The organism is Caulobacter sp. UNC279MFTsu5.1 (assembly GCF_900114015.1).
In the GTDB taxonomy this organism is placed as follows: domain Bacteria; phylum Pseudomonadota; class Alphaproteobacteria; order Caulobacterales; family Caulobacteraceae; genus Caulobacter.
Map to the genome: position 1 here is coordinate 63205 of NZ_FORN01000019.1, position 11918 is coordinate 75122.

Below are 11918 nucleotides of genomic sequence, written 5' to 3' on the forward strand. Positions count from 1 at the left end.
GCCCGGTCTTGTGACGGCTCGCCATGTCTGTCGGCGACTTAACTTGGCGATGGCGGGCCGCCCGGCCATAGTCGCCGCATCTTTCAGGGAGTCGCCCGCATGACCGCCGCCGGAACCTGCTTCGCATGAACTTCGCCCTGGAGGCCGAGGGCCTGGTCAAGACCTATGGCGCGGTGCGCGCCCTGGACGGCCTGTCGCTGCGCATCCCGGCCGGCGGCGTGTTCGGCGTGCTGGGCCCGAACGGGGCCGGCAAGAGCACCCTGTTCCGCATCGCCCTGGGCCTTGTGCGGCCGACCAGCGGGACGGCGCGCCTGTTCGGGAACCCCGCCGGCCAGACCGCGTCCCTGCGTCGGGTCGGGGCGATGATCGAGACCCCGCGCTACCCGCCCTACCTGACCGCCCGCGACGTGCTGAGGATGCTGGCGATGGAGAGCGGCGCGACCGGATCCGCCGATATCGAATACTGGCTCGAGCGCGTCGGCCTGGGCGGCGCGGCCGACCGCAAGGCCGGGACCTTCTCGGTGGGCATGAAGCAGCGCCTGGGCCTGGCCGCGGCCTTCTTCACCCGCCCGGAGCTGGTGATCCTGGACGAGCCGACCAGCGGCATGGATCCGGCCGGCATCCAGGAGATCCGCGCCCTGATCCGCGACCTGGCCGCCAAGGAAGGCGTGACGATCATCCTGGCCAGCCACCAGTTGGACGAGGTCCGCCGGGTCTGCGACCGGGTGGCGATCTTCTCCAAGGGCAAGCTGGCCGCCGAGGGCGACGTCGAGGCCCTGACCGGCGGCAAGCCGCGCCTGCGCCTGACCGTCTCGCCGGTCGACAAGGCCCTGGCCGTGCTGGGCGCCAAGGGCGAGCCCGACGGCCAGAACGCCGTACTGGCCGACGTGCTGCGCGCCGAGACCCCGGCCCTGATCCGCGCCCTGGTCGAGGCCGGCGTCGAGATCACCGAGGCTCGCTGGCGCGAGGGCGACCTGGAAAGCGCCTATCTGGGCGCGCTCGAACCCGCCGACCGAAAGAATGAGGATCTCGTCGATGCTCGCTGACGCCATCGCCGCCGAGCGCTTTCGCTTGTCCCGCGACCGAACCGCCCTCTTCTGGGGATTCGGCTTCATGCCGCTGGTCGCCATGCTGTTCAGCATGGCCGGAGACGTGTTCGTCCGCATCGTGCTTCGCAGGGGCATGCCCGGCGAAACCACCGTGGACCTGGCGAACCGGGCGATGGGCGCCGTGGCCGGCGCTTCGGGTCCCGTCACCGCCCTGTTCCTGCTGATCGGCGCGGCGGCGATCTTCGCCGGCGACTATCGCTGGGAGACCTGGCGTCTGATCACCCCCCGCAACAGCCGGACCAACCTGCTGGCCGCCAAGCTGATCGTCTTCGCCGAGGTCGCGGCCTGGAGCCTGCTGCTGACCGCCTTCACGGCGGTTCTGGCCGGACTGTTCGGCAGCGTGATCGATCACGGCCGCCTGGTGGCGCCGCCGGACGGCTCGGCCTTCCCGGGCCATTTCGCCGGCGTCTTCGTGATCACCTGGCTGGAGGTCTTGCTGATCGGAGTCCTAGCCGGGCTGGTCGGGATCCTGACCCGCTCGACCATGGGCGCGGTGATCGCCGGCCTGGTCGTGGTCTTCGTCCAGTCGACCCTGGCCGCCACCATGCAGGCCACCACCTGGAAGAGCCTGGCGATCCCGGCCTATGGCGGTCGTATCCTCAAGGCCTTCGTCGCTGCGCCCGACGAGGTGCGGCCAGAAGCGGGTCCCGCCGGCCTGGCGCTGGTGCTGCTTCTGGTCTGGCTGGTCGTGCTGGCCTGCGGCGCGGTGGCGCTGTTCCGCCGCCAGGATCTGACCAAGGAGTAGCCGCTCGACGGCGGTTCTAGGCCGCCGCCCAGATGTTCCGCTCGCTCGAAACCTGGAAGTGCTCGACCTGGGCCTCCAGGCGCACGGCGTCGTCCGCCAGACCGCGGCTGGCGGCGGTGGCCTGCTCGGCCATGGCGGCGTTCTGCTGGATGACCTGGTCCATCTGGCCGACCGCCAGGTCGACCTCGGCCAGGCCCGCCGCCTGCTCGCGGCTAGACTGGGCGATCTGCTCCATCAGGCCGCCGATCGCCCCGACCCGCTCGACGATGTCGCCCAGGGCCGCGCCGGCCTCGCCGACCAGGGTCACGCCCGAGCGGACATGATCGGACGATTCTGAGATTAGCCCCTTGATCTCCTTGGCCGCCTCCGCCGATCGCTGAGCCAGGGCCCGGACCTCCTGGGCCACGACCGCGAAGCCCCGGCCGGCGTCCCCCGCCCGCGCCGCCTCGACCCCGGCGTTCAGGGCCAGAAGATTGGTCTGGAAGGCGATCTCGTCGATCACGCCAAGGATCTGGGACACCTTGGCCGACGAGCTCTCGATCTGGCCCATGGCCTGGGCCGCGCGGCCCACGACCTGGCTGGAACGGTCGGCGACCGCGCGGCTGTCGATCACCGCGGCGTTGGCCTCGTTCGCCCCCTCGGCGGTGCGCCTGATGCTGGCGCTGACCTCGCCCAGGGCGGCGGCCGTCTCGGCCAGGCTGGCGGCCTGGCGCTCGGTGCGGGCCGAGAGGTCCCCGATCGCGCCGCTGATCTCGCCGGCCCCGGCCCGCAGGCCGCCCGCGCCCTCGACCACCTCGACCATGGCCGCCTCGAGCCCGGCGATCGCCCGGTTGAAGTCGCCGCGCAGCCCTTCGTAGGCGTCGGGGAAGACCGTCTCCAGCCGCGCCGTCAGGTCGCCGGCCTTCAGCCGGCCCACGGCCGCGCCCAGGGCCTCGACCACCCGCAGGCGTCCGGCCTCCTCGGCCCGCCGCTCGGCGTCGTGCCGGGCCTTGGCGGCCTCGGTCTCGTCGCGTTCGGCCGCGATCCGGTCCTCGGCCGTCCGTCGCGCGACGATCGCCTCGCGGAACACGGCCACCGAACTGGCCATCTCGCCGATCTCGTCGCCCCGCCCGGCGAACGGCACGGCCCGGTCGTAGTCGCCGGCCGCCAGCCGGCCCATGAAGCCGGTCATGGCCTGGATCGGCCGGACGATGCGGCGGCTCGTCAGCACGATCCCGCCGCCGACCACCAACAGCATCAGCGCCCCCGCCCCCGCCAGCAGGACGAAGGCCAGGCGGGTCTGGGCCGCGGCGCGCGCCTCGACCGCGGCGGCGTGGTGGTTGGCCATGACCACGACCTTGTCGATCACGGCGCGATGGGCCTCGTAGGCGGCGTCGGCCCGGGCGAGGCCTCGCCGAGCCCGCTCCAGGTCGCCGGACCGGACAGCGGGCAGGATCTCCTGATCGATCTCGCGCCAGAATTCCATGGCGGGGGCCGCGGACTGGTCGACCAGCAGCGTGCGCATCTCCGGGTCGATCGGCGCGGTCGTCCAATAGGCGCGGCGGGCGTCGTAGTCCTTGCGCAGGGCCGCCAGCTTGTCGGCGGCGGCGTCCACCGTCTCGGGGTGGGCCATCAGCTTGGTGGCCACCAGATCGGCCTCGACCACATAAAGCGGCGGCGGCAGGATGTCGGCGACGATGTCCTTGTTGTCGACGATCTGGCGGAACAGCGGCCCGCCGACCCGCAGGCCCTCGATCGCGAACAGGGCCAGCCCGCCGGCCAGGACCACGCCCGCCGCGAGCGCGCCGCCGAAGACGCGCATGACGCCGGAGATCTTCATCTCCATCCCTCCCCCGAGAGTTCTTAACGGTGAAGGATGCGGCGATGAGGTGAACAAACCTCTACCGGAGCGAAAGCGGGGCGCATTGCAACCCGTCCCGGCGACTGGACGCAAAAAAGGCCCCGGATCGCTCCGGGGCCTTTTCCGTCAGCCGAGGCTGAAAATCCTAGTCTTCCGAGTCGGCGGTGAACACCGGGCCGGAGTCCTTGCCCTTGGCCGAAACGTCGCGGTCGACGAACTCGATGACGGCCAGCGGGGCGTTGTCGCCGTAGCGGAAGCCGGCCTTCAGGACGCGGATGTAGCCGCCCTGACGGTCCTTGTAGCGGGGACCGATGGTGGCGAACAGCTTGCCGACTTGCTCGACGTCGCGGACGGTCGAGATGGCCTGACGGCGGGCGTGCAGGTCGCCGCGCTTGGCCAGGGTGACCAGCTTTTCGACGAACGGACGCAGTTCCTTGGCCTTGGGCAGGGTGGTGACGATCTGCTCGTGCTTGATCAGCGAGGCCGACATGTTGGCGAACATGGCGGTGCGGTGAGCGGACGTACGGCCCAGTTTACGGTGAGCTTTACCGTGACGCATTGTGGTCTCTCCTGGGCCTTGGCCCGCTGTCGCGCGAAGAAAAAGCGCTGATTGTCACCAATCCCGGCGGCGTCCCGGCCGGGTTCAGAACGAAGCGCCGGGGCCCTCCACCGCTGTTGCGGCTTCAAAAGGCCCAGGCCGCTCTCCAGAGAGAACGGCCCGGATTAAGCGCGGTACTTAAATCTTAGATCTGGTCTTCGAACTTCTTGGCCAGGTCTTCGATGTTTTCGGGCGGCCAGTTCGGCACGTCCATGCCCAGGTGCAGGCCCATGCCGGCCAGCACTTCCTTGATCTCGTTCAAGGACTTGCGGCCGAAGTTCGGGGTGCGCAGCATCTCGGCTTCGGTCTTCTGGATCAGGTCGCCGATGTAGACGATGTTGTCGTTCTTCAGGCAGTTGGCCGAGCGGACCGACAGCTCCAGTTCGTCGACCTTCTTCAGCAGGGCCGGGTTGAACGGCAGTTCCGGCTTGGCCTCGTCGGCGGTCTTGGCCTTGGGCTCTTCGAAGGTGATGAAGATCTGCAGCTGGTCTTGCAGGATGCGGGCGGCGTAGGCCACCGCGTCCACCGGCGTCACGGCGCCGTTGGTTTCCACTTCCAGGATCAGCTTGTCATAGTCCAGCGACTGGCCCTGGCGAGTCGGCTCGACGCGGTAGGCGACGCGCTTGACCGGCGAGTACAGGGCGTCGACGGCGATCAGGCCGATCGGCGCGTCTTCCGGACGGTTGCGGTCGGCCGGGACGTAGCCCTTGCCGGTGTTGACCGTGAACTCCATGCGCACCGAAGCGCCGTCGTCCAGCGTGCACAGCACGTGGTCGGGGTTCAGGATCTCGATGTCGGCCGGGGTTTCGATCTGACCGGCGGTCACCGGGCCGGGGCCCGTGGCGCGCAGGGTCATGCGCTTGGGGCCTTCGGCGTGCATCCGCACGGCCAGTTGCTTGATGTTCAGAACGATGTCGACGACGTCTTCGCGGACGCCTTCGAGCGAGGAGAATTCGTGCACCACGCCATCGATCTGGATGGCGGTGACGGCGGCGCCTTGCAGCGAGGAGAGCAGGACGCGGCGGAGAGCGTTGCCGAGCGTCACACCGAAGCCGCGCTCGAGCGGCTCAGCCACGATGCGAGCCTTGCGGGTCGCGTCGGCGCCAGTCTCGATTTGCGGCTTCTCAGGACGGATCAGCTCGTTCCAGTTTCTTTCGATCACGTGGTCGATCCCTTGAACGCGGCTCGCCGGCCGCGTTTTGCGCAGCCGGCGAAGGAGAATTGAGTCTAAAAAGTACTAGACGCGACGACGCTTGGGCGGACGGCAACCGTTGTGCGGGATCGGCGTCACGTCGCGGATCGTCGTGATGGTCATGCCGGCGGCCTGGAGGGCGCGCAGGGCCGACTCACGGCCCGAACCCGGACCCGACACGTTGACCTCGAGGGTCTTCACACCGTGCTCGGCGGCCTTCTTGCCCGCGTCTTCCGCAGCCATCTGAGCGGCGTACGGGGTCGACTTGCGCGAGCCCTTGAAGCCCATCATGCCGGCGCTCGACCAGGAGATGGTGTTCCCCTGAGCGTCGGTGATGGTGATCATGGTGTTGTTGAACGAGGCGTTCACGTGCGCCACGCCCGAGGTGATGTTCTTGCGTTCGCGCTTTTTAACGCGAGCCGGTTCCTTGGCCATCGTCAGGCTACCTTATTTCTTCTTGCCGGCGATCGGCTTGGCCGGACCCTTGCGGGTACGAGCATTCGTGTGCGTGCGCTGACCGCGGACCGGCAGGCCCTTGCGGTGACGCAGGCCACGATAGCAGGCCAGGTCCATCAGGCGCTTGATGTTCATCGAGTTTTCGCGGCGCAGGTCGCCCTCGACGGTGAAGTCCTTGTCGATCGTTTCACGGATCGCGAGCACTTCGGCGTCGGTCAGCTGGTTGACCCGGCGAGCGTCGTCGATGCCCACCTTGGTGACGATGTCACGAGCGGACTTCTGGCCAATGCCATGAATGTACTGAAGCGCGATCAAAACGCGCTTGTTCGTCGGGATGTTGACGCCTGCGATACGGGCCACGTCTAATGTTCTCCTAGTCACGCACTAAAGACGCGAACGGCGCGCCCGGCCCGGTCTTTCGACCCAGTCCGGCGCGCACAGATCGCGCCCTTTCGCGGAAGCGCCCCGTTATAGGGATAGTTGCGCGTCCGTCAATGGCGGAATCCGCTCAATCGAGAGGATTCCAACGAAGTCTTAAGCCACGACCGAAAGCGCGGCGTCGATGGAGCCGGCCACCGCTTCCACGGATCCCATGCCGTCGACTTCCGACAGCTTGCCCTGCTCCCGGTAGTACGGGAGCAGCGGCGCCGTGTCGGCGTTGTAGCGGTCCAGGCGGTTCACGAAGGTTTCGGGATTGTCGTCCGACCGTCCCTGCTCGGCGTACCGCTTGGTGATGCGTTCGATCAGGGCGGGCTCGTCTACCTTGAGTCGGAGAACGGAGTCGATCTTCTGCCCCCGCTTGGCCAGCATGGCGTCCAGGGCCTGCGCCTGGGCGACCGTACGCGGGAAGCCGTCGAAGATCGCGCCGCCGGCCGCCTCGGCCTCGGGCAGACGGTCCTCGATCAGGGCGATGACGATCTCGTCGGTGACCAGGTCGCCGCGATCCAGAACGGCCTTGACCTTCGTCCCAAGCTCCGAGCCGGAGGCGATGGCGGCGCGCAGCATGTCGCCGGTCGACAGCTGGACCATGCCGCGCTGCTCGACCAGGCGCTTGGCCTGAGTGCCCTTCCCCGCCCCGGGCGGACCGAACAGGATCAAGTTCATCAATGCGCTTCCTGCGTTTCCGCGGATCTGCCGCCCGCGCCCCGCTCAGACCTAGAGTGGGTTCGATAAAAACGGAAGCCGGTTTGTGACAAACCGGCTTCCGCGCTCTTGCCTTCCGTCGCGCGGAAGAGGGTTTAACGCCCCTTGCCGCCGCGCAGCTTCGACTTCTTGATCAGGCCCTCGTACTGGTGCGCCAGCAGGTGGGACTGGATCTGGGCGACCGTATCCATGGTCACGGTCACGACGATCAGGATCGAGGTGCCGCCCAGGGCGAACTTGGTCGGGCCCATGCTGTTCATCAGCAGTTCCGGCAGGATGCAGACCGCGGTGATGTAGGCCGCGCCGATCACCGTCAGGCGGGTCAGGACATAGTCCAGATATTCCGCCGTCCGCTTGCCCGGGCGGATGCCCGGCATGAAGCCGCCGTACTTGCGCAGGTTCTCCGCCGTCTCGTCGGGATTGAACACGACCGAGGTGTAGAAGAACGAGAAGAAGATGATCAGGGCCGCGTAGAGCACCATGAACAGCGGCTGGCCGTGCTGCAGGGCGCCGACCACGGTCGGCAGCCATTGCAGCCAGTTGGGCAGGTTGGCGGTCGCCAGGAAGCCCATGGCGGTGGTCGGTAGCAGCAGCAGGCTGGAGGCGAAGATCGGCGGAATGACGCCGGCGGTGTTCAGCTTCAGCGGGATGAACGAGGTGTCGCCGCCGATCATCCGGTTGCCCTGCTGGCGCTTGGGATAGTGCACCAGCAGCCGGCGCTGCGAGCGCTCGACGAAGACGATGAAGAAGATCACCGCCACGGCCAGCACGGCCACGGCGAACAGGGCGAAGCCCGACATCGCGCCGGTCTGCACCTGGGTGAACATCTGCACCACGCCCAGCGGCAGGGCCGAGACGATGCCGGTGAAGATGATCAGCGAAACGCCGTTGCCGACCCCGCGGCTGGTGATCTGCTCGCCCAGCCACATCAGGAACAGGGTGCCGCCGGTCAGGGCCACGACCGTGGAGATGACGAAGAACGCCGGGGCGATGCCGCCCACCACCATGTTGGCCTGGCTCTGCAGGCCCACGGCGATCGAGAACGACTGCACGACGGCCAGCACGACCGCCAGGTAGCGGGTGTACTGGTTTAGGGTCTTGCGGCCGGCTTCGCCGCCTTCCTTCTTCAGCTTCTCCCACGGCGGATACACCGAGCCCATCAGCTGCACGATGATCGAGGCGCTGATGTAGGGCATCACGTTCAGCGAGAACACGGCCATGCGCTGCACGGCGCCGCCCGAGAACATGTTGAACATGCCCAGGATGCCCTTCGACTGCTGCGAGAACGCGGCGGCGAAGGCTTCCGGATTGATCCCCGGGATCGGCACATAGGTGCCGAGCCGGTAGACGATCAGGGCGATGAGCGTGAACCAGATGCGCTTGTGAAGTTCGGTGGCCTTCTGGAAGGACCCGAAGTTCATGTTGGCTGCGAGTTGTTCGGCGGCCGAGGCCATTCAAATCCCCACGTCGAGAGCGCGCGCCGCGTCCGCGGCCAGGTCGCGCTCCAAGCATAAATCCGAGCCGGGTCCGGGCGGCGGTGAATCGCCGGGGGCCGGACAAGGCCCGAGTACGGAGCCGTACATAGGTGAGGCCCGCCGCGATGTCACGGCGAGCCTCGTTATTCTGTCATCCCGGCGGGAAACCGCGGACCTGGCGGGGTCTCCCCTGCCCGCTCCGCGCGACCCGGCGACGGCGCCAGGCGCCGTATTCGGGATGACATTATGGTCTTAGGCTTCGGCTTGCGCCTTGGCCTTCTTGGTCACGGTCACCGAACCGCCGGCGGCTTCCACGGCCTTGATGGCCGCTTCGGTCGCCGAATAGACGGTCAGCTTCAGGGCCGACTTGATCTCGCCCTTGCCCAGCAGCTTCACGCCGTCCAGTTCGCGGCGGATCACGCCGGCGGCGACCAGGTCAGCGGCGGCCAGCTCGGCGCCGGCCTTCAGCTTGCCGGCGGCCACGGCCTGCTCCAGGCGCCACAGGTTCACCTCGGCGAACTCCAGGCGGAAGGGGTTGTTGAAGCCGCGCTTGGGCATGCGCATGTGCAGCGGCATCTGGCCGCCTTCGAAGCCGGCGATGGCGACGCCCGAGCGCGCCTTCTGGCCTTTCACGCCGCGACCGCCGGTCTTGCCCTTGCCCGAGCCCGGGCCGCGGCCGATACGCATGCGGCCCTTGGTCGAGCCGGGAGCCGGAGCCAGTTCATTCAGCTTGGTCATGTGTGCCTCTCCTTGGAGATCTGCGCCCGGCCAGCGGCCGGACTCGGCTTGAAAAAACGATCTAGAATTTGGCTTCGCCGAACCTCGACCGAGGTCGAGGTTTCAAACGAAAACCACCCCGGCTTTCACCGGGGTGGCGATTTCGACGTCTCGTAGCAGAACTACTCGACGATTTCCAGCAGGTGCTGAACCTTGCGGATCATGCCGCGGACCGCCGGGGTGTCTTCCAGCTCGGACTCGCGGCCCAGCTTGTTGAGACCCAGACCGGCCAGCGTCGCGCGCTGGATGGCGTTGCGACGGATCGGGCTGCCGGTCTGGCGAACCTTCACGGTCTTAGCTTGCTTAGCGGTAGCCATGTCTTAGCCCTCGATGGCGTCCGGAGCCGAGGCCCCGTCGGCGCGGCGGCCGAGAATGTCGCCGACCTTCTTGCCGCGCTTGGCGGCGATCTGGCGGGGCGACGATTGAACCTTCAGGGCCTCGAACGTGGCGCGGACCATGTTGTACGGGTTCGAAGAACCCGTCGACTTGGCCACGACGTCCTGGACGCCCAGGGTTTCGAGAACCGCGCGCATCGGACCGCCGGCGATGACGCCGGTGCCGGGAGGGGCCGCGCGCATCATGACCTTGCCGGCGCCCCAACGGCCGTAGCCGTCGTGGTGCAGGGTGCGCGACTCGCGGAGCGGGACGCGGACCATGGTCTTCTTGGCTTCTTCGGTCGCCTTGCGGATGGCTTCCGGCACTTCACGCGCCTTGCCATGACCGTAGCCGACGCGGCCCTTCTGGTCGCCGACGACCATCAGAGCGGCGAAGCTGAAGCGACGGCCGCCCTTAACGGTGGCGGCGACGCGGTTGATGTGGACGAGCTTTTCGACGATGTCGCTGTCGACCCGCTCCTCGGGGGCGTTGCGGTCGCGACGGTCCCGGCGTTGGCCGCCTTCACCGCGCTGTTGGTCACCACGAGCCATGATGTTTCCCTTAGAAGTTCAGGCCGGCTTCGCGCGCGGCGTCGGCCAGGGCTTTCACCCGTCCGTGGAAGATGTAGCCGCCGCGATCGAAGACGACGTCCTTGACGCCCTTTTCGATGGCGCGTTCGGCGACGAGCTTGCCGACCAGAGCAGCCGCGTCCTTGTCCGCGCCCTTGGCCGAACCTTCACCCTCGAGGGTGGAGGCCGAAGCCAGGGTCACGCCGCGTTCATCGTCGATGACCTGGGCGTAGATGTTCTTGGACGAACGGAAGACCGACAGGCGCGGACGACCGTTGGACAGGGCCTTGAGGCGGGTGCGCGTGCGCTGGGCGCGACGAGCGACGGATTCACGAGGAGAGAGCGCCATGGCTTACTTCTTCTTGCCTTCCTTGCGGCGAACCTTCTCGCCAGCATAACGCACGCCCTTGCCCTTGTAGGGCTCCGGCGGACGGATGCGACGAATCTTCGCGGCAATCTCGCCGACCGCCTGCTTGTCAGCGCCGGCGATCTTGATTTCGGTCTGCTTGGGCACCGCGAAGGTGACGCCGGCCGGAGCCTCGACGTCCACGTCGTGGGAGAAACCGAGCTGGATGGAGAGCGCGGTGCCCTTCATCGCGGCGCGGTAACCGACGCCCACCAGCTCGAGGGTTTCCTCGAAGCCCGTGGTGACGCCGTGCACCATGTTGGCGACCAGCGTGCGGGACAGGCCCCACATCGACTTGGCGCGGGTGGACTCGTTCCGCGGGACCAGGGTCAGCTCTTCGCCTTCGACCTTGATCTCGATTTCTTCCGGAACCGTCCAGGAGAGTTGGCCCTTGGGCCCCTTCACCGACACCGTCTGGCCTTCGAGCGTCAGGGTGACGCCCTTGGGGATCGAGACGGCCTTCTTACCGATACGTGACATGCTCTTTCCCTCCCGCGCCTAGTAGACGCGGCAGAGGACTTCGCCACCGACGTTAGCGTCGCGTGCGGCGGAGTCCGACATGACGCCCTTCGGCGTCGAAAGGATCGAGATGCCCAGGCCGTTCTTGATCGGCTTCAGGTCCTTGATCGACGAATAGACGCGACGGCCAGGCTTGGACACGCGGCTGATCTCGGCGATCACGGGCTCACCGTCAAAATACTTGAGCTCGATCTCGAATTCGGGGAACGCGCCGGGCTTCTCGACCAGCGAGTAGCCGCGGATGTAGCCTTCGTCGGCCAGCACGTCCAAGACGCGGGCGCGCAGCTTGGAAGCCGGCGTCGCGACCTTGGCGCGCTTGCGCGTGGCGGCGTTCTTGATGCGAGCGATCATATCGCTCAGGGGATCGTTCATCGACATCTGATCGTCCTCACCAGCTCGACTTGACGAGGCCGGGGATCTGCCCTTGCGAACCCAGTTCGCGCAGAGCAATCCGGCTCATCTTCAGCTTGCGATAGTAGGCGCGCGGGCGGCCGGTCACTTCGCAGCGGTTGCGAATGCGAACGGCCGACGAGCTGCGCGGAAGCTTCGCGAGCTTCAGGCGGGCTTCGAAGCGTTCTTCCAGCGGCAGGCTTTCGTCGTTGGCGATCGCCTTCAGCGCGGCGCGCTTGTCGGCGTATTGCTTGACGAGGGCCTTGACCGCGAGATTACGGTTAACGGCGCTTTTCTTGGCCATGGTGTGTTTCCCTGCCCGCT

At 67.5% G+C, this 11918-nt stretch carries 16 protein-coding genes; 2 read left to right on the forward strand and 14 right to left on the reverse strand.

Going from position 1 to position 11918, the window contains the following annotated elements; genetic code table 11:
* The first annotated feature begins 125 nt into the window (after positions 1-125).
* Positions 126-1046, forward strand: coding sequence for an ABC transporter ATP-binding protein (locus BM066_RS12615; protein WP_089928409.1), 921 nt, complete (start codon positions 126-128; stop codon positions 1044-1046).
* Positions 1036-1854, forward strand: coding sequence for an ABC transporter permease (locus BM066_RS12620; RefSeq protein ID WP_089928412.1), 819 nt, complete (start codon positions 1036-1038; stop codon positions 1852-1854). The genes BM066_RS12615 and BM066_RS12620 overlap by 11 nt, the downstream gene beginning before the upstream one ends.
* Positions 1855-1870: 16 nt before the next feature.
* Here the strand turns inward: BM066_RS12620 and BM066_RS12625 are convergent, their stop codons facing one another.
* From BM066_RS12625 to rpsN, 14 genes are all read right to left on the reverse strand, one after another.
* The gene (locus BM066_RS12625) at positions 1871-3673 is read right to left on the reverse strand and encodes a methyl-accepting chemotaxis protein (protein WP_143093724.1); all 1803 of its coding nucleotides are present in this window, start codon (positions 3671-3673) and stop codon (positions 1871-1873) included.
* Positions 3674-3839: 166 nt separating this feature from the next.
* On the reverse strand, positions 3840-4253 hold the full coding sequence (rplQ, locus tag BM066_RS12630) for a 50S ribosomal protein L17 (protein ID WP_026176397.1): 414 nt from the start codon (positions 4251-4253) through the stop codon (positions 3840-3842).
* A gap of 184 nt (positions 4254-4437) precedes the next feature.
* Positions 4438-5454, reverse strand: a complete 1017-nt coding sequence (locus BM066_RS12635) for a DNA-directed RNA polymerase subunit alpha (protein WP_018061159.1) — start codon at positions 5452-5454, stop codon at positions 4438-4440.
* 75 nt (positions 5455-5529) lie between these two features.
* Positions 5530-5919: a 30S ribosomal protein S11 gene (gene rpsK, locus BM066_RS12640; protein WP_018112960.1), complete on the reverse strand. Its 390-nt coding sequence runs from the start codon at positions 5917-5919 to the stop codon at positions 5530-5532.
* A 12-nt stretch (positions 5920-5931) separates the two neighbouring features.
* Positions 5932-6300, reverse strand: coding sequence for a 30S ribosomal protein S13 (rpsM, locus tag BM066_RS12645; protein WP_012285684.1), 369 nt, complete (start codon positions 6298-6300; stop codon positions 5932-5934).
* Between the two features lie 174 nt (positions 6301-6474).
* Positions 6475-7044: an adenylate kinase gene (locus tag BM066_RS12650; protein WP_089928418.1), complete on the reverse strand. Its 570-nt coding sequence runs from the start codon at positions 7042-7044 to the stop codon at positions 6475-6477.
* A 134-nt stretch (positions 7045-7178) separates the two neighbouring features.
* Entirely contained in the window at positions 7179-8537 is a 1359-nt protein-coding gene (gene secY / locus BM066_RS12655) for a preprotein translocase subunit SecY (protein ID WP_018061133.1), read from the reverse strand.
* A 273-nt stretch (positions 8538-8810) separates the two neighbouring features.
* Complete coding sequence (rplO, locus tag BM066_RS12660) at positions 8811-9296, reverse strand: 50S ribosomal protein L15 (RefSeq protein WP_018113048.1); 486 nt, start codon at positions 9294-9296, stop codon at positions 8811-8813.
* A gap of 161 nt (positions 9297-9457) precedes the next feature.
* Positions 9458-9652 (reverse strand): 50S ribosomal protein L30, encoded by a 195-nt coding sequence (gene rpmD, locus BM066_RS12665; RefSeq protein WP_018061055.1) that lies wholly within the window; start codon positions 9650-9652, stop codon positions 9458-9460.
* A gap of 3 nt (positions 9653-9655) precedes the next feature.
* Positions 9656-10261 carry a 30S ribosomal protein S5 gene (rpsE, locus tag BM066_RS12670; protein ID WP_018113050.1) on the reverse strand — a complete coding sequence of 202 codons (606 nt, stop codon included), beginning with the start codon at positions 10259-10261 and terminating at the stop codon, positions 9656-9658.
* Positions 10262-10271: 10 nt separating this feature from the next.
* Positions 10272-10628, reverse strand: a complete 357-nt coding sequence (gene rplR, locus BM066_RS12675; RefSeq protein WP_018061188.1) for a 50S ribosomal protein L18 — start codon at positions 10626-10628, stop codon at positions 10272-10274.
* A 3-nt stretch (positions 10629-10631) separates the two neighbouring features.
* Positions 10632-11165, reverse strand: a complete 534-nt coding sequence (gene rplF / locus BM066_RS12680; protein ID WP_018061187.1) for a 50S ribosomal protein L6 — start codon at positions 11163-11165, stop codon at positions 10632-10634.
* An 18-nt stretch (positions 11166-11183) separates the two neighbouring features.
* Entirely contained in the window at positions 11184-11582 is a 399-nt protein-coding gene (rpsH, locus tag BM066_RS12685) for a 30S ribosomal protein S8 (RefSeq protein ID WP_007662733.1), read from the reverse strand.
* A gap of 10 nt (positions 11583-11592) precedes the next feature.
* The gene (gene rpsN, locus BM066_RS12690; RefSeq protein WP_018061186.1) at positions 11593-11898 is read right to left on the reverse strand and encodes a 30S ribosomal protein S14; all 306 of its coding nucleotides are present in this window, start codon (positions 11896-11898) and stop codon (positions 11593-11595) included.
* Between the last annotated feature and the right edge of the window lie 20 nt (positions 11899-11918).